Genomic DNA, 17,302 nt, shown 5'->3' on the forward strand with positions numbered 1-17,302 from the left:
ACAAAAAAACAAAAAAATGGCACAGTTGAATTTTGGCGGAACTGTAGAAAATGTAGTTATCCGTGATGAATTTCCATTGGAAAAAGCTCGTGAAGTATTGAAAAATGAAACAATCGCTGTAATCGGTTATGGCGTACAAGGTCCCGGACAGGCTCTGAACCTTCGTGATAACGGTTTCAATGTAATCGTTGGTCAACGCCAGGGAAAGACATATGACAAAGCGGTAGCTGACGGATGGGTTCCGGGTGAAACTTTGTTCGGTATTGAAGAAGCTTGCGAAAAAGGTACGATCATTATGTGCCTGTTGTCTGATGCAGCAGTAATGTCTGTATGGCCTACTATCAAGCCTTACCTGACTGCAGGAAAAGCTCTTTATTTCTCTCATGGTTTTGCTATTACATGGAGTGACCGCACAGGTGTAGTTCCTCCTGCAGATATCGACGTAATCATGGTTGCTCCTAAAGGTTCGGGTACATCCTTGCGTACTATGTTCCTTGAAGGTCGCGGGTTGAACTCTTCATACGCTATCTATCAGGATGCAACAGGCAACGCTATGGACAGAACAATCGCATTGGGTATCGGTATCGGTTCAGGTTATTTGTTCGAAACAACTTTCATCCGCGAAGCTACTTCCGACCTGACAGGCGAACGTGGTTCATTGATGGGAGCTATCCAGGGTCTGTTGCTGGCACAATACGAAGTGTTACGTGAAAACGGTCACACTCCTTCCGAAGCATTCAACGAAACTGTAGAAGAGCTGACTCAGTCATTGATGCCGTTGTTTGCAAAGAACGGTATGGACTGGATGTATGCTAACTGCTCTACTACAGCTCAACGTGGTGCTCTCGACTGGATGGGCCCCTTCCACGATGCTATCAAACCGGTCGTTGAAAAGTTGTATCACAGTGTGAAGACTGGTAACGAAGCACAGATTTCAATCGACTCTAACTCCAAACCGGATTATCGTGAGAAACTGGAAGAAGAACTGAAAGCATTGCGCGAAAGCGAAATGTGGCAGACTGCCGTGACAGTTCGTAAACTTCGTCCGGAAAATAATTAATCAGACTTATACTATATAAGTTTTTCAAAAGGCGGGAAAAGCGTATTTTCCCGCCTTTTCTATGTAGATACCGGTCTTTTGAGTAATAGAAAAAGGATGAAAGTAGAAAAAAAGATTAAAAGATACTGATAATATAGGTGAAAAAGAGCATTTATGATTACCTTTACGGCAACAAATAAAACAGAATAGGCAATGAAGAAACTTTTTACTTACAGAAGATCGATACGTATGAAGATGATTTCTTCTTTAATAAATAGTATATCAGAATGTTACATTAAAAGATATTTAAGTTATTCTCTACCGAATGGTAGCTGTAATACCATTTCAAGTCCTTTTTATATTTCGTGTTCCATTAGTGATTCGTTGATATGATGCAGAATTTTATTCTGTAGCAGGAAAAAGTATGCGTTAAATTGAATTTAAGACAGAGCTTTTGGAACAGAATTTAGTGGGAAAATAACATTGTTTGTTTTGTTTGTAAATGGGAGTCCTCTTTCGTGAGAAAGGGGGCTTCTTTTTGATATGCCCAACATAGGCGCATGCTTTAGGATTAATTCCTCTCATCCATAAATATCTGAACGTTGGTGTTGTGGTAGGCGCTAGGATTGCATCAACTCCTGCCGGAGTTGCTCAAGGGGAGATTGAGTCTGAAAAACAGTAAATATGGTTATATTTTATAACTTCGCGAAAGGTTGGAGAATATATATTTCGTCTTTTATTGAAAAAATATTAGAATTATGCATAAGATATGCAAGTTTGTATTTATCTTTGCTTCAACAAACTAAAACAAATTTTAAAAATGAGAAGCTATTCATGTATTTTGAAAGTAATAGTTGTTTATGCCTTACTTGGTATTGTTATTGCAAGTTGTATCGATAAAGATACAGACTATTCTCTTCCGGATGCCCCCCAAACTCCTAACGACTTTGATTACAGTACAACTCAACAGGTACAGTTAAATGTGCAGTATGAGGTTCCTGAAGGTTATCAAGTACTCTTTGATGTCTATTTTGAGAATCCATTTGCAATAGATGAAGAAGGCCAAGTTGTAAAACGTACTGATGTTGTGCCGAAAGTGACTAGAATGACTGATGGAAATGGTAAATATGCCGGCTTGGAAGTGATTCCCGGTTATTTGGATGGTGACATTTATATTTATTCTTCTTATATCGGAGTGCCTACGCTTTATAAGACAACTCTTCAGGGAAATAAGATTCAAGCTGATATATTCTGGGATACTATGTATGATTTTGTTTCTGCGGCTCCAACACGAGTGGAAAGTAATTTTACGTATCCAAAGGCTTTTAATATATTGGGTGACTGGGATGAAAATGGTCGTCCTGATTATTTGGATAGTGAGGGAGCACTAAGCTTGTCTCAACCAATAATGAATGCAATAAACCGTACACTTCCGGAAGATGGGAAATGTCCGCAAAAATATCGTCAGTCGGTTGATTTTGAAATAAAAGAGCCTGCCCATGTAAAGGTACGTTTTATTGGCGGCAAGAGTAGCGCTTACAGTACATTTGGATATTATTGTTACAAAGCGGATGCTTCTATTGGAGAAATTAAGAAAGCCAAGAAGTATATTGTTTTTCCTAATACAAGAACTGGAATAGGGCTAAAAGGAGGGGAATGTGTCGCGTTACATTATATTGATGAAAATGGGGTGGATCGTGGAACAGATTTTCCTAAAGGTATAAAAATAGGCTGGTTCATTAGGAATGCAGCTTTTTGGAAAGGAAATATTGGTGAAGGGAAAGGAATGTTCTACTCAACTCCAAAGTTGAATACTGATGGACGAACTCATACTGTTGCTTTTAGAATTAATGACTTTGTTGTTCTCTCTTTTGAAGACTGGACTGACGAGGATTATAACGACGTGATGTTTAATGTATGGTCAGATCCTATTAAAGCTATTGTTACTCCGAATTTGCCCGAGGTTATTCCTCCCGGAAATCCTGACGATAGTTCAATTGCATATAGCATGACTTACAAAGGTATTTTGGCTTTTGAAGATAACTGGCCGTCCAAGGGGGATTACGATTTGAATGATGTAGTTATAAAATACAATTCTGTATTAAGTTTTAATACAAAGAATGAAGTGCTTTCTACGAAAGACACGTTTACTGCATTGTGGTCCGGAGCCTCTTATAGCAATAGTTTTATTTATCAGTTAAATACTGATAAATTGAATGTCGAATCGTCACTTGAGGTAGATCAGGATTTGGCTCTTGCTACTATTCCGGTATTTGTGGATGTTAAAACTGCGACAGGCGATAATACCAAGACATCAACAGTGAATGTCACGAATAAATTTAAGACTCCCGTCGATCACGAAGTCTTAGGAGGAGCTCCGTATAATCCATTTATCAGTGTTTTTAAGTATACGGGATATGACCGGACAGAAGTACATTTAGTCAATCATAAACCTACGGAGAAAGCGAAGAAAGCTTTGTTCCATACAGGTGAGGATTTATCCGATTTGAATGCTGGGATTTATTATGTATCTGCTTCAAAATATCCGTTTGCAATCAACTTATCTGATGCAGAGGTCTATTCGACGGAGGAAAGAGAGGCAGTAGACAAGACTTATCCCCGCTTTGTCTCCTGGGCTGAGTCCAATGGAGCAAAGGACAAAGATTGGTATTTAGGAAAATAATATAGTTTGTTTTGTTTGTAAGTGGTTTTTTTTCTTCGACTGAAGGAGGCCCCCCTTATTTTATGATAGGCTGCTTTGTTTGATATATGTAATTAATTTCCGGTAGAACGCATGCTTGGTAAGAGTGGTTGCATCTCCCAAAATCACAAGTTTCATCCGGGCGCGGGTAATGGCTACGTTCATTCGTCTTAAATCATTCAGAAAACCGATCTGTCCGTCCTCGTTCGCCCGGACGAGGCTGATAAAGACGACATCCCGTTCCTGTCCCTGAAAGCCGTCTACCGTGTTGACCGTGATGAGGCTGCGGAAAGGGCGGAGAAAACTGCTTCCTCTGATTTTACTTCTCAGGTATTGCACTTGCGCCTTGTAGGGCGAAATCAGACCAAAGTCGATGCTCTCGTCCAGGATGCGTGCTTTGCCGATCCGGCTGATATAGGCTTCCAGTTCTTGCAGTAACAAGTTGGCTTCCTGCTTGTTGATGCGCCCGAAGCTCTCGCCTACAAACTCTTCGTGGAAGTCCATTTCCGAGGTATCTATCCAGTTCATGGGAGTGTCGAAGTCAAGGATACCCCGGTTGCGCACTTCCGGTGCGGCTTCCAGTTCTCCGTTGTAGAACCATTCGGAGGGAAAGCGCATGATTGCCTCGTGCATCCGGTATTGCACTTTGAGCAGCGAGACGGCAGAAGGTTTTTGCTGCACGACTTTTTCCATTAAAGTATGGTCCAGTCCGCCACGGGCGGCTTCGATACATTTGATTGTAGGAGGGAGCTGGCAATGGTCGCCGGCAAGAATCACACGGTCGGCCTTTCGGATGGCGATCCAACAGGCGGCTTCGAGTGCCTGGGCGGCTTCATCGATAAATAAGGTGGGGAAACGCCTTCCGTTGAGCAAACGGTGATTGCTGCTGACCAGCGTAGAAGCAATCACACGGGCACTGTCGAAAAGATCGGCGTTGATCAGGATTTCCAGTTCGGTGGCACGGTCGCGGAGGCGGCTCATCCGGCTGCGCATTCCTTCCCTTTCGGAGTAACTTCCCCGACGCATCCGGCTGCCCATTTCACGGATTGATTTTCGGATTCCCCAAAGTTCGGGGTAGCTCGGATGATTCTCAAAGCGGCGTTCGTAGGTGAAAGAGAGCATTTTATCATTAACACGCGTAGGATTACCAATGCGGAGCACAGGAACACCCCGGTCCACCAGTTTCTCACAAATCCAGTCCACGGCCGTATTACTTTGGGCGCAGACCAGCACCTGCGGTTCGCGGTGAAGCGTTTCGTAAATGGCTTCCACAAGCGTGGTAGTCTTTCCGGTTCCCGGAGGGCCGTGTACGATGGCGACATCGCGTGTGCATAACACTTTGTTTACGGCTGTCTCCTGCGTGCTGTTCAGCCACGGGAAACGGACGGGATACAATTCGCGGAATCCCGGCTTTTGTGTTCCCAGCAAGGTGTCCCGGAGTTCGGCAAGGCGGTTGCCTTTGGCGCGGATCGTGTCTTCCAGCGCTTCGAACATGGCACGATAGGACGTTTCATCGAAATAAAGTTGTACACCCAGCACCTCTTCCGTTTGCAGTTCCAGCAATGCGCCTGCACTGGGAAGCACGACCACCATCCGTTCATCGTCCGCATAACTCACCGTTGCAATGAAATTCATATAATTCACTTTCCCGTCAAATGACTGACGGAAAAAGCAGACGGGACGACCGAATTCGAAGGAATGCTCGATTTCTTTATTTTCGGTGCGTGTAATATCTATTACAAGTTGATTTAGAGAATTATAGTAACTTCGACCGGGAGAGGCGGGATACCAGCACAGACCACGTTTCACTTTGCGGGCGACACCCATTGTTTCAGTCTGCCGCTTGAATTCCTCCTTTTCGTGTTCATACTCCATGCGTAGCAGGAGTTGCTGTTGCTGAAGGTCGATGATTGGACTTTTCGGATGATTATTCATAATAGATGCAAAGGTAGTAAATCTTCCTCCTGAGACGAAAATATATTTCATTTTGTTAAACATTCCTCGAACGCCGTTCGTTATTTTTATAGATAGACTAAAAAAAATAAAAGCAATATGGTGTATGATTTGACTATGTTAGAGGCTTTTTATTCTGCTTATAAAGGAAAAGTGGAACACGTGCGGGCTGTTTTGAAACGCCCTTTGACGTTAGCCGAGAAGATTCTGTATGCCCACCTGTTCAATGAGGGCGATGTGAAAAACTACAAACGGGGTGAAGACTACGTAAATTTCCGTCCCGACCGCGTCGCTATGCAGGACGCGACTGCCCAGATGGCATTGCTTCAATTCATGAATGCAGGAAAAGAAAAAGTGGCTGTTCCCTCCACCGTGCACTGTGACCACTTGATACAAGCGTACAAAGGAGCAAAGGAGGACATTGCTACGGCAACCAAAACAAACGAAGAAGTTTACGACTTTTTGCGCGATGTATCCTCTCGTTACGGCATCGGCTTCTGGAAGCCGGGCGCCGGAATCATTCACCAGGTAGTGCTCGAAAATTACGCTTTCCCCGGTGGAATGATGGTAGGCACCGACTCTCACACTCCGAATGCTGGAGGATTGGGCATGGTGGCCATCGGTGTCGGCGGTGCGGATGCCGTAGACGTGATGACAGGTATGGAATGGGAACTGAAAATGCCAAGGATTATTGGTGTCCGCCTGACCGGAAAATTGAGCGGCTGGACTTCCCCGAAAGATGTCATCCTGAAACTTGCAGGGATTCTGACCGTAAAAGGAGGAACGAACTCCATCATCGAATATTTCGGACCGGGAACGGCTTCCCTGTCGGCTACCGGCAAAGCGACCATTTGCAATATGGGTGCGGAAGTAGGAGCTACCACTTCGCTTTTCCCGTTCGACGGGCGCATGGCTACTTATCTGAGAGCCACTGGCAGAGATCGTATCGTGGAACTGGCGGAAGCCGTGGACTGTGAACTCCGTGCGGACCAACAGGTGACGGACGAACCGGAAAAGTACTACGACCGTGTCATTGACATTGACTTGTCTACGCTCGAACCTTACATCAACGGCCCTTTCACACCGGATGCCGCTACCCCTATCTCTGAATTTGCAGAAAAAGTATTACTGAACGGCTATCCGCGTAAGATGGAAGTCGGGCTGATCGGTTCGTGTACCAACTCTTCTTACCAAGATCTCAGCCGTGCCGCATCCCTTGCAAGGCAGGTGAAGGAAAAGAATCTGAGTGTGGCTTCCCCGCTGATCATCAATCCGGGTTCCGAACAAATTCGCGCCACTGCCGAAAGAGACGGAATGATGGATGACTTCGTGCAGATCGGCGCCGTGATCATGGCAAATGCCTGCGGTCCTTGCATCGGTCAGTGGAAACGTCATACGGACGACCCGATGCGGAAGAACTCGATCGTCACATCCTTCAACCGCAACTTTGCCAAACGTGCGGACGGCAATCCGAACACATACGCCTTTGTTGCTTCTCCCGAACTGACGATGGCACTGACCATTGCCGGTGATCTTTGCTTCAATCCGCTGAAAGACAGACTGATGAATCATGATGGCGAAAAAGTGAAACTGGCCGAACCGGAAGGCGAAGAACTCCCCTTGAGAGGATTTACCTCCGGTAATGAAGGCTATATCGCCCCCGGCGGGACGAAAACTGCGATCAACGTCAACCCGGCTTCCCAACGCCTGCAACTGCTGACTCCTTTCCCCGCTTGGGACGGACAAGATATACTCAATATGCCCCTGCTGATTAAGGCGCAGGGCAAATGTACTACCGACCATATTTCGATGGCGGGACCGTGGCTGCGTTTTCGCGGACATTTGGAGAATATTTCGGATAATATGCTGATGGGAGCCGTGAATGCTTTCAATGGCGAAACGAACAACGTGTGGAACCGTTCGACAAACACCTACGGAACCGTTTCGGGCACAGCCAAAATGTATAAATCCGAAGGAATCCCCTCCATTGTCGTGGCTGAAGAAAATTACGGAGAAGGCTCCAGTCGCGAGCACGCGGCAATGGAACCCCGTTTCCTGAATGTGCGTGTGATTCTCGCCAAGAGCTTCGCCCGTATCCACGAAACGAATCTGAAAAAGCAAGGCATGCTTGCCCTTACTTTTGCGGACAAAGCGGATTATGACAAGATACAGGAGCACGACCTCCTTTCAGTCATCGGCTTGCCCGACTTTGCTCCGGGACGGAATCTGACCGTCGTTCTCCATCATGAAGACGGAACGAAAGAGAGTTTTGAAGCGCAACATACATACAACGAACAGCAGATTGCCTGGTTCCGTGCCGGCTCTGCCTTGAATGCCAGATAATTAAAATGATAGAAATGAACAAAATAACCATGCAAAAAGATGGTACGCTGTCGGTGCCCGATGTGCCTGTCGTACCTTATATTACCGGAGACGGAGTAGGAGCGGAAGTGACTCCGTCGATGCAAGCCGTTGTGAACGCGGCTGTTCAGAAAGCATATGGCGGCAAACGCCGGATTGAATGGAAAGAAGTGCTGGCGGGCGAACGCGCTTTCAACGAGACAGGCTCTTGGCTGCCGGATGAAACGATGAAGGCTTTCCAAGAATATCTGATCGGCATCAAGGGTCCGCTGACGACCCCTGTCGGCGGTGGAATCCGTTCTTTGAACGTAGCTTTGCGCCAAACCTTGGATTTATATGTTTGTCTGCGTCCGGTTCGTTGGTATCAAGGCGTTCATTCTCCGGTGAAAGCACCGGAAAAAGTGAACATGTGCGTGTTCCGTGAAAATACGGAGGATATATATGCAGGAATCGAGTGGGAGGCAGGTACTCCCGAAGCCGAAAAGTTCTATCAATTCCTGAAAAACGAGATGGGAGTGACGAAAGTCCGCTTCCCCGAGACCTCTTCTTTTGGGGTGAAACCTGTTTCCCGTGAGGGCACGGAACGTCTTGTGCGGGCTGCCTGCCAGTATGCGCTCGACCATCATCTGCCTTCTGTGACACTGGTGCACAAAGGAAACATTATGAAGTTCACCGAAGGAGGTTTCAAGAAATGGGGCTATGAGCTGGCGCAACGTGAGTTTGGCGACGCGCTGGCAGACGGCCGGCTGGTGATAAAGGACTGCATTGCCGATGCTTTTCTGCAAAATACATTACTGATTCCCGAAGAGTATTCCGTGATTGCCACGCTGAACCTGAACGGAGACTATGTTTCCGACCAGTTGGCGGCAATGGTAGGCGGCATCGGCATTGCTCCGGGAGCAAATATTAACTACAAGACGGGGCACGCCATTTTTGAAGCGACTCATGGAACCGCCCCCAACATTGCCGGAAAGGATGTCGTGAATCCTTGTTCTATCATTCTTTCGGCGGTGATGATGCTTGAATATCTGGGATGGAAAGAAGCGGCCGCGCTTATCGAAAAGGCGCTGGAACAGAGTTTCCTCGATGCCCGTGCCACGCACGATCTGGCTCGCTTTATGCCGGGAGGTACATCCCTGTCTACCACCGCTTTCACACGCGAAATTGTGGAAAGAATCGAAAAGTAAATGTAACGATTAAAAACGAAGTATTATGAAGAAAGAGTATTTGATTTACAAGCTCTCCGAGGAGATGAAAGAGGCAACCCGGATTGACAATGAATTGTTCCCCAAGTTTGACGTGAAGCGTGGACTACGTAATGAAGACGGCACCGGTGTATTGGTAGGTCTGACAAAGATTGGTAATGTGGTGGGTTACGAACGTATCCCCGGCGGCGGTCTGAAGCCTATTCCGGGAAAATTGTTCTATCGGGGCTATGATGTGGAAGACATTTCCCATGCCATCATCAAGGAAAAACGTTTCGGCTTCGAAGAAGTGGCTTATCTGCTACTCTCCGGTCGCCTGCCGGACAAGGAAGAACTGGCTTCGTTCTGCGAACTGATCAATGACAATATGGCGCTCGAGCAGAAGACGAAAATGAATATTATCGAGCTTGAGGGAAATAATATCATGAATATCCTTTCGCGCAGCGTACTCGAAATGTATCGTTTCGATCCCGATGCCGACGATACTTCCCGCGACAATCTGATGCGCCAGAGTATCGATCTTATCTCCAAGTTCCCGACCATCATTGCGTATGCTTATAATATGCTCCGCCATGCTACATTCGGCCGTTCCCTGCATATCCGTCATCCGCAGGAAAAACTCTCTATTGCCGAGAATTTCCTCTATATGCTCAAAAAAGATTATACGGAACTGGATGCCCGTACGCTCGACTTGCTATTGATTTTGCAGGCAGAACATGGCGGTGGTAACAACTCGACTTTCACAGTTCGTGTGACTTCTTCCACCGGAACAGATACATATTCGGCCATCGCCGCAGGTATCGGTTCGTTGAAAGGCCCGCTTCACGGAGGCGCGAATATCCAGGTGGCCGATATGTTCCATCACTTGCAGGAGAACATCAAGGACTGGAAGAGCGTGGACGAGATAGATACCTATTTCACACGGATGCTGAATAAGGAAGTGTATAATAAGACCGGACTGATTTACGGTATCGGTCATGCTGTTTACACGATTTCCGATCCTCGTGCGCTGTTGCTGAAAGAACTGGCTCGCGACCTTGCCCGTGAGAAAGGAAAAGAAGAGGAGTTCGCTTTCCTCGAACTGCTTGAAGAGCGTGCCATCGCTACTTTCGGACGTGTGAAGAACAACGGAAAGACGGTTTCCAGCAATATCGACTTCTATTCGGGTTTCGTATATGAGATGATTGGTTTGCCGCAGGAAATTTTCACTCCGCTGTTTGCCATGGCTCGTATTGTCGGCTGGTGTGCGCACCGCAATGAAGAACTGAACTTCGAGGGCAAACGCATTATCCGTCCGGCTTATAAAAATGTTCTTGATGATCTGGCTTATATCCCCATCAAGAAACGCTGATAAGAACAAATCCTTTTATGCAATAATAACTAACCTCAGACGTACATCTCGGCAATCCCTGCATGTACGTCTCGGTAATCCCCAGTTGTACATCTTGGTAGTACCCGGTTGTACGTCTGGGGTGACTTGTTTCAGGAAGAACGTCCGATGTTCATTTAACATTTAACACTTTGCGGCTGCTATATTTTTCATCCGATGGAGGCTAAGGCATTTATCGTTGGTAGAAAGGGCACAGCCTGGCAGGTAGAAACGCCCTTTTAACGCTACGTTAAAAGGGCGTTTCTACAACCGATGAATTATACATTCTATTTCTTTGGATATCAGTAAACTATGAACTTTCCCTTTACCGGAGGAGAGATTATGGCAGGTGACCTGTTGAGAACGAACTTGTTATTTTAATAATTACCGTTGATTGAATCTTTGCTGCTATTATTGGGATAAGGCATAATGTCTATTAAATCAAAATACATTAAGCGTGTTTTTAGATGCGTTCCGGTTTCAAAGCCTGTATATTCCACTTCTTGCGCTTCCGTAGAGAAAAGGTATTTGAAACCGTTTTTCAGATAATAGTTCAGAGGAATATTTTCATTGTAAGCGTCAACAATTAAAAAGCGACACCCTGTTTTGTTTCCTGCATCAATGAACCATGATTTAATGAAAGTCATCAGATCACTGCCTATGCCCTGATGCTTGTATTCTTTATTGATTCCAAGTCTGCCGATTAATACACCCGGATAGCGGCGCATTTGTTTGGCACGGGGAATGGCTTTCTGAACTTTCTTTTCCCTGCTGTTGGGGAGGATGTTTACTCTGATACTATCGTTAGAAACAGTGAAGGCACATACTATGTCCGAAGGCTTTTTATCTGAGCGAAAACAGTAACTTTTTCCTAATAGTTGTGCATTATAGAGAGGAGCATCGTTATGAAAGAAGTCGTCTAAGTCTTGGTGCCCGCATGAGAAAAGGTCACATTCTTTAATCGTATCCTCATCAAGTACGGCAAAAGTACATTTCTCAAAAAGAAATCCCATGTTTTATAACATTTTAGCCTTTTTGAGCACAGCACGGGCTTCCAGCACATGTTTGCTGAAGTCTTGTTTGTTTTGATTTTTATAAGCCTTGTCCGCTGCCTTAACGAAGTGTTCCGCTTCTTTTCCTTTTAAGGTCGGTATGGCTTTAATTTCCATTGCCATTGCTTTTTCTTTTTATTTAGTTCATAACCAACTGCAAAGATAGCTGATTTTTAATGAATAAACAAAGAATGCCGGAAGTCTGTTGTCATTTGATTTGTTTTTTATTTGAGTTATTTTTGTGGCCATTCTTTTCTTTTTTTGTTATTTTTGTGAATCTCAAAAGAAAATCAAGATGAGTATAACTGCCTTTAATCTATTTTTGGGCGTCATGAGTCTGATCGCTCTGATTGTTTTCATCGCCCTCTACTTTGTGAAAGCCGGTTACGGGATATTTCGCACTGCCTCCTGGGGAGTCGCCATTTCCAACAAGCTGGCGTGGATACTGATGGAAGCCCCCGTATTTCTGGTCATGTGCTGGATGTGGATGCACTCGGAACGTCGTTTTGATCCGGTCATACTGACATTCTTTATCTTCTTTCAGATTCATTATTTTCAGCGCGCCTTCGTCTTTCCCCTGCTACTGACCGGAAAGAGCAAAATGCCGCTGGCAATTATGTCGATGGGAATCCTGTTCAATCTATTGAACGGCTATATGCAGGGCGAATGGATATTTTATCTCTCACCCGAGGGAATGTATCATTCCGGCTGGTTCACTTCCGCATGGTTTATTGCGGGCAGTCTGCTTTTCTTTGCAGGTATGTTGATGAACTGGCATTCGGACTATATCATCCGTCATTTGCGCAAACCGGGGGATACCCGTCATTATCTGCCCCAAAAAGGGATGTACCGCTATGTTACTTCCGCCAATTATTTGGGCGAAATCATCGAATGGGCAGGCTGGGCAATACTGACCTGTTCACTGTCCGGACTTGTATTCTTCTGGTGGACAGTGGCCAATCTCGTCCCCCGTGCCAATGCAATCTGGCATCGCTACCGTGAAGAATTTGGCTCGGAAGTAGGCGGACGCAAACGTGTATTTCCTTTTATCTATTGATTTGAAATAAATTATCTATTGACATAAAATAGCGTACTATGGAATCTAAACTTTTCACCCCTGTCACTTTCGGTCCATTGACGCTGCGGAATCGTACGATCCGCTCTGCCGCTTTTGAAAGCATGTGTCCCGGTAACGCCCCTTCACAAATGCTGCTCGATTACCACCGCTCGGTGGCTGCGGGCGGAGTCGGGATGACGACTGTAGCCTATGCAGCCGTGACGCAAAGCGGACTTTCTTTCGACCGTCAGTTGTGGCTGCGTCCGGAAATCATTTCCGGTTTACGTGAAGTGACCGGAGCTATACACACGGAAGGTGCGGCAGCAGGCATCCAGATAGGGCACTGCGGAAATATGTCCCATAAAAAGATTTGCGGAACCACTCCCATTTCGGCCTCTACCGGTTTCAATCTCTATTCTCCTACATTCGTGCGTGGCATGAAGAGAGAAGAGTTGCCGGAGATGGCCAGGGCCTACGGACGGGCTGTCCACTTGGCACGGGAAGCCGGCTTCGACGCCGTGGAGGTGCATGCCGGACACGGATATCTGATCAGCCAGTTCCTGTCTCCCTACACCAATCACCGGAAAGACGAATACGGCGGCTCGCTCGAAAATCGGATGCGCTTTATGGAAATGGTGATGAACGAGGTGATGACAGCAGCGGGAAGCGATATGGCGGTCTTTGTAAAAATGAATATGCGCGATGGCTTCAAAGGCGGCATGGAAACCGATGAAACCTTGCAAGTGGCCAAACGCCTGCTGGCATTGGGCGCGCACGCATTGGTACTGAGCGGAGGCTTCGTCAGCAAAGCCCCGATGTACGTCATGCGGGGAGCGATGCCGATTCGTTCGATGGCTTACTACATGGACTGCTGGTGGCTGAAATACGGGGTTCGGATGTTTGGAAAGTGGATGATTCCGACCGTTCCTTTCCGGGAAGCCTATTTCCTGGAGGATGCACTGAAATTTCGGACGGCACTTCCGGAAGCTCCGTTGATTTATGTGGGCGGACTGGTGTCCCGTGAAAAGATAGATGAAGTATTGGATGCCGGCTTTGATGCCGTCCAGATGGCACGTGCGTTGCTCAACGAACCGGAGTTTGTCAACCGGATGAGGCGGGAAGAGCAGGCACGCTGTAACTGCGGGCACAGCAACTACTGCATCGGGCGCATGTACACTATTGAAATGGCCTGCCACCAACATTTGAAAGAAAAACTGCCTCCCTGCCTGCAACGGGAGATTGAAAAACTGGAAAAGCAATGAGTGAAGAGAAATGGGCAATCATCACCGGTGCCGACGGCGGCATGGGAACGGAAATAACCCGTGCCGTAGCCGAAGCCGGTTACCATATTATTATGGCTTGCTATCGTCCGTCCAAAGCGGAACCGATACGGCAGCGTCTAGTGAACGAGACAGGAAACGCAAACCTGGAAGTCATGGCAGTCGATCTGTCTTCTATGGCATCGACAGCTTCTTTTGCCGATCGGATTGTGGAGCGTCATCTCCCTGTTTCCCTGCTGATGAATAACGCTGGAACGATGGAAACCGGACTTCACATCACCGACGACGGCTTTGAACGAACGGTCAGTGTGAACTATCTGGGGCCGTACCTGCTTACCCGGAAACTCCTTCCGGCATTGACACGCGGAGCCCGTATTGTAAACATGGTTTCTTGCACGTATGCGATCGGACACCTCGATTTTCCCGATTTCTTCCGGCAGGGAAGAAAGGGAAGTTTTTGGCGAATCCCTGTTTACAGCAATACAAAACTGGCTTTGATGCTGTTTACGATCGAACTTTCGGAACGCCTCCGTGAAAAAGGAATCACTGTCAATGCCGCCGATCCCGGCATTGTTTCTACCGACATCATCACTATGCACCAGTGGTTTGACCCTCTGACGGATATCTTTTTCCGCCCCTTTATCCGCACGCCGAAGAAAGGGGCTTCCACTGCCGTCGGCCTCTTGCTGGATGAGGCAGTGGCCGGAGTCAGCGGACAGCTTTATGCAGGCAATCGTAGGAAAGAGTTGTCGGACAACTACATTTATCATGTGCAGAAAGAACAGTTGTGGGAAATAACGGAGCAATTGCTGGCGCAGTGGTTCACATGATTTAATCATTTGGGTAATCGTACGTGCATCTGATCGTTATTCATTTGATGCAGTGCAAATGATGAATAAGAAAAAACGTGAAAAAACGACCATTCTTTCTTCTGCCGGAGAAGGAGAAAAAGAAATCACTTGGAATTCTGGGATCAATCCGGAAAAAAGGTTGTTGCCGTTTGTTCCTTTTATACGGATTTGAGCCAAATGTTAGTCAATAGTATCTTAAATGGGGTGACTAAAAAGTCGGTAGTATCTCCATTGGAGATACTACTGTTTGATTCATTCGTTTCATTCATTTTTCATTCGGATAGAGCAAAACAAGGCGGGCAGACTGCCCGGAATCTGTGGCATGGATCATGGAATGGATGAATTGAAATAAGAACGGTGAACAATTGAAAAGCTCAATTCGTCCACCGTTCTTTATATTGCCTTTATAAAAATAAGCTTCTGTTCTGTTGGCAGTCTCTATTAAATAGAAAGCTCTTTCAATACATTGACCAGATCTCTCTTGACCGGCTTATCATTCTTGATAGCTTTACTGAATGGTACATAAACGATTTCATCGTGCTCGATACCTATCATTACGTTGCGCTGGTCTTCCATGATAGCGTCGATGGCAGCGGCACCCAAACGGCTTGCCAGAATGCGGTCGTGAGCTGTAGGGCTTCCACCGCGCTGCAAGTGTCCTAAGATTGTCACACGCACATCGTATTGCGGGTATTCGTTTTTCACACGTTCCGCATAGTGCATGGCACCGCCTGTCAGTTCGCTTTCCGCTACCAGTACAATACTGCTATTCTTGGATTTACGGAATCCGTTCTTGATAAATTCTTCCAGTTGGTCGACTTCCGTGCTGAACTCCGGAATAATGGCTGCTTCGGCTCCCGAAGCAATGGCGCCGTTCAGAGCGAGGAATCCGGCATCACGCCCCATCACCTCTACAAAGAACAGACGTTCGTGTGAAGTGGCGGTGTCACGGATTTTATCTACTGCATCCAGAATGGTGTTCAATGCCGTATCGTATCCGATAGTGGTGTCTGTGCCGTAAAGGTCGTTGTCAATCGTTCCCGGAAGTCCGATACATGGAACATCGAATTCCTGTGCGAAGATTCGGGCGCCAGTCAGCGAACCGTCACCACCGATGATCACCAAAGCATCAATGCCTTCTCTTTTCATATTATCATAAGCCAGCTGGCGGCCTTCCGGTGTGGTGAACTCCTTACAGCGGGCTGTTTTCAGGATGGTTCCACCCAGTTGGATGATATTACTTACGTTCTGGCTCTTGAACTCTTTGATTTCGCCTGTCACCAGACCTTTGTATCCTCTATATATACCTTTTACTTGTAGTCCGTTGTAGATAGCTGCACGTGTTACTGCGCGGATGGCCGCATTCATTCCCGGAGCATCACCTCCCGAAGTCAAAATACCGATACATTTAACTGTTCCCATAACAATCTTTCATTAATTAGTTTGACGTGGCAAATGTACAACAAAAAGTTGAAAGCAGTGTTTCATAAGTTTTTTTTCGTGTGTCGAAACCATTAAAAATATTCAAATTGTCTTTTCTATCTTTCTTTTTAATCTTTTATCAATAGCTGGATATGGTCATGTATTTTTTCCATCAGCCATTTGGGGGTGGAAGTCGCTCCACATACGCCGATGGATTCCACATTCCGGAGTAAAGTGGGATCGATTTCTTTCTCATTATCAATCAGATGTGAGTTGGCGTTTACTTTCAGGCATTCTTCAAAAAGCATTTTTCCGTTCGAACTCTTCTTTCCGCTGACGAAGAAAATCAGATCATGCGTTGCCGCAAATTCCCTAAGATTGGGCATACGGTTAGCTACCTGCCGGCAGATTGTATCGTAATATTCGAAAGTGGCATCCGGTGAAATGTGGAGTTTGATGTATTCTACAATCTCCTGAAACTCGTCCAGAGACTTTGTGGTCTGTGAGAAAAGGCGGATGCTTTTAGTGAAATCTAGCTTTTTGGCTTCTTCTGCACTTTCGATGACAATGGCTTGACCGCCGGTCTGTCCTACCAGTCCCAGCACTTCTGCATGACCGTTCTTGCCGTAGATCACAATTTGCTTTTCTTCAAAATCTTCCTTCCGGAACTCTTGTTTGATGCGCTTTTGAAGCCGCAGTACGACCGGACAGGTTGCGTCGATGATTTCGATATTATTCTTGTGGGCGATCTGGTAAGTCTCCGGTGGCTCTCCGTGTGCGCGAAGCAACACTTTGGCATTGCGCAATTGTCTGAACTCATCACGGTTGATCGTAATTAGTCCCATTGCCTTCAGCCTTTCTACCTCCCGGCTGTTGTGTACAATATCTCCCAGGCAATAGAGGGTTTCTCCTTTTGCCAGTTCTTCTTCCGCCTTGTGGATGGCTGTGACCACGCCGAAGCAGAAGCCGGAACCTTCATCTATCTCTACTTTAATCATACACTCGATTTCTA

Annotated in this window: 13 protein-coding genes; 8 read left to right on the forward strand and 5 right to left on the reverse strand. The window is 46.3% G+C overall.

Annotated features, from left to right (window positions below):
- The first annotated feature begins 16 nt into the window (after positions 1–16).
- Both ilvC and HMPREF9007_RS16190 read left to right on the forward strand, forming a co-directional pair.
- Entirely contained in the window at positions 17–1,060 is a 1,044-nt protein-coding gene (gene ilvC / locus HMPREF9007_RS16195; RefSeq protein ID WP_008761037.1) for a ketol-acid reductoisomerase, read from the forward strand.
- A 799-nt stretch (positions 1,061–1,859) separates the two neighbouring features.
- Positions 1,860–3,722, forward strand: a complete 1,863-nt coding sequence (locus tag HMPREF9007_RS16190; RefSeq protein WP_032850288.1) for an LruC domain-containing protein — start codon at positions 1,860–1,862, stop codon at positions 3,720–3,722.
- A 60-nt stretch (positions 3,723–3,782) separates the two neighbouring features.
- On the opposite strand, the gene HMPREF9007_RS16185 is transcribed toward HMPREF9007_RS16190, so the two are convergent.
- Positions 3,783–5,738: an AAA domain-containing protein gene (locus HMPREF9007_RS16185; protein WP_008761039.1), complete on the reverse strand. Its 1,956-nt coding sequence runs from the start codon at positions 5,736–5,738 to the stop codon at positions 3,783–3,785.
- A gap of 54 nt (positions 5,739–5,792) precedes the next feature.
- Here HMPREF9007_RS16185 and HMPREF9007_RS16180 point away from each other — a divergent pair, with 54 nt between their 5' ends.
- The 3 genes from HMPREF9007_RS16180 to HMPREF9007_RS16170 are packed head-to-tail and all read left to right on the forward strand — an operon-like array spanning position 5,793 to position 10,610.
- The gene (locus HMPREF9007_RS16180) at positions 5,793–8,036 is read left to right on the forward strand and encodes an aconitate hydratase (protein ID WP_008761040.1); all 2,244 of its coding nucleotides are present in this window, start codon (positions 5,793–5,795) and stop codon (positions 8,034–8,036) included.
- A gap of 14 nt (positions 8,037–8,050) precedes the next feature.
- A complete protein-coding gene (icd, locus tag HMPREF9007_RS16175; RefSeq protein WP_016269563.1) occupies positions 8,051–9,241 on the forward strand; it encodes an NADP-dependent isocitrate dehydrogenase in 1,191 nt (396 codons plus the stop codon).
- 25 nt (positions 9,242–9,266) lie between these two features.
- Positions 9,267–10,610 carry a citrate/2-methylcitrate synthase gene (locus HMPREF9007_RS16170; protein ID WP_008761042.1) on the forward strand — a complete coding sequence of 448 codons (1,344 nt, stop codon included), beginning with the start codon at positions 9,267–9,269 and terminating at the stop codon, positions 10,608–10,610.
- 395 nt (positions 10,611–11,005) lie between these two features.
- Here HMPREF9007_RS16170 and HMPREF9007_RS16165 read toward each other — a convergent pair whose 3' ends face one another.
- Positions 11,006–11,641: a GNAT family N-acetyltransferase gene (locus HMPREF9007_RS16165; protein ID WP_008761043.1), complete on the reverse strand. Its 636-nt coding sequence runs from the start codon at positions 11,639–11,641 to the stop codon at positions 11,006–11,008.
- Between the two features lie 3 nt (positions 11,642–11,644).
- Positions 11,645–11,803 carry a hypothetical protein gene (locus HMPREF9007_RS27070; RefSeq protein WP_008761044.1) on the reverse strand — a complete coding sequence of 53 codons (159 nt, stop codon included), beginning with the start codon at positions 11,801–11,803 and terminating at the stop codon, positions 11,645–11,647.
- 172 nt (positions 11,804–11,975) lie between these two features.
- On the opposite strand from HMPREF9007_RS27070, the gene HMPREF9007_RS16155 reads away from it, so the two are divergent.
- From HMPREF9007_RS16155 to HMPREF9007_RS16145, 3 genes are read left to right on the forward strand one after another with little or no spacing between them, the layout of a single operon-like run.
- A complete protein-coding gene (locus HMPREF9007_RS16155; RefSeq protein ID WP_008761045.1) occupies positions 11,976–12,737 on the forward strand; it encodes a DUF1295 domain-containing protein in 762 nt (253 codons plus the stop codon).
- Between the two features lie 38 nt (positions 12,738–12,775).
- A complete protein-coding gene (locus HMPREF9007_RS16150) occupies positions 12,776–13,999 on the forward strand; it encodes an NADH:flavin oxidoreductase (RefSeq protein WP_008761046.1) in 1,224 nt (407 codons plus the stop codon).
- On the forward strand, positions 13,996–14,847 hold the full coding sequence (locus HMPREF9007_RS16145) for an SDR family oxidoreductase (RefSeq protein ID WP_008761047.1): 852 nt from the start codon (positions 13,996–13,998) through the stop codon (positions 14,845–14,847). The genes HMPREF9007_RS16150 and HMPREF9007_RS16145 overlap by 4 nt, the downstream gene beginning before the upstream one ends.
- Before the next feature lie 462 nt (positions 14,848–15,309).
- On the opposite strand, the gene pfkA is transcribed toward HMPREF9007_RS16145, so the two are convergent.
- Complete coding sequence (gene pfkA / locus HMPREF9007_RS16140) at positions 15,310–16,290, reverse strand: 6-phosphofructokinase (protein ID WP_008761048.1); 981 nt, start codon at positions 16,288–16,290, stop codon at positions 15,310–15,312.
- A 128-nt stretch (positions 16,291–16,418) separates the two neighbouring features.
- A complete protein-coding gene (locus HMPREF9007_RS16135) occupies positions 16,419–17,288 on the reverse strand; it encodes a 4-hydroxy-3-methylbut-2-enyl diphosphate reductase (protein ID WP_008761049.1) in 870 nt (289 codons plus the stop codon).
- Positions 17,289–17,302: the final 14 nt, after the last annotated feature.

This window comes from Bacteroides sp. 1_1_14, assembly GCF_000162515.1.
Taxonomy (GTDB): Bacteria; Bacteroidota; Bacteroidia; order Bacteroidales; family Bacteroidaceae; genus Bacteroides; species Bacteroides thetaiotaomicron.

Excerpts from the sequence above, each read along its gene's own strand:
- HMPREF9007_RS16165 (WP_008761043.1), bottom strand. The coding sequence starts at position 11,641 with ATGGGATTTCTTTTTGAGAAATGTACTTTTGCCGTACTTGATGAGGAT.
- pfkA (WP_008761048.1), bottom strand. The coding sequence starts at position 16,290 with ATGGGAACAGTTAAATGTATCGGTATTTTGACTTCGGGAGGTGATGCT.
- HMPREF9007_RS16185 (WP_008761039.1), bottom strand. The coding sequence starts at position 5,738 with ATGTTTAACAAAATGAAATATATTTTCGTCTCAGGAGGAAGATTTACT.
- icd (WP_016269563.1), top strand. The coding sequence starts at position 8,051 with ATGAACAAAATAACCATGCAAAAAGATGGTACGCTGTCGGTGCCCGAT.
- ilvC (WP_008761037.1), top strand. The coding sequence starts at position 17 with ATGGCACAGTTGAATTTTGGCGGAACTGTAGAAAATGTAGTTATCCGT.
- HMPREF9007_RS16135 (WP_008761049.1), bottom strand. The coding sequence starts at position 17,288 with ATGATTAAAGTAGAGATAGATGAAGGTTCCGGCTTCTGCTTCGGCGTG.
- HMPREF9007_RS16180 (WP_008761040.1), top strand. The coding sequence starts at position 5,793 with ATGGTGTATGATTTGACTATGTTAGAGGCTTTTTATTCTGCTTATAAA.
- HMPREF9007_RS16170 (WP_008761042.1), top strand. The coding sequence starts at position 9,267 with ATGAAGAAAGAGTATTTGATTTACAAGCTCTCCGAGGAGATGAAAGAG.
- HMPREF9007_RS16190 (WP_032850288.1), top strand. The coding sequence starts at position 1,860 with ATGAGAAGCTATTCATGTATTTTGAAAGTAATAGTTGTTTATGCCTTA.
- HMPREF9007_RS16150 (WP_008761046.1), top strand. The coding sequence starts at position 12,776 with ATGGAATCTAAACTTTTCACCCCTGTCACTTTCGGTCCATTGACGCTG.
- HMPREF9007_RS16155 (WP_008761045.1), top strand. The coding sequence starts at position 11,976 with ATGAGTATAACTGCCTTTAATCTATTTTTGGGCGTCATGAGTCTGATC.
- HMPREF9007_RS16145 (WP_008761047.1), top strand. The coding sequence starts at position 13,996 with ATGAGTGAAGAGAAATGGGCAATCATCACCGGTGCCGACGGCGGCATG.
- HMPREF9007_RS27070 (WP_008761044.1), bottom strand. The coding sequence starts at position 11,803 with ATGGCAATGGAAATTAAAGCCATACCGACCTTAAAAGGAAAAGAAGCG.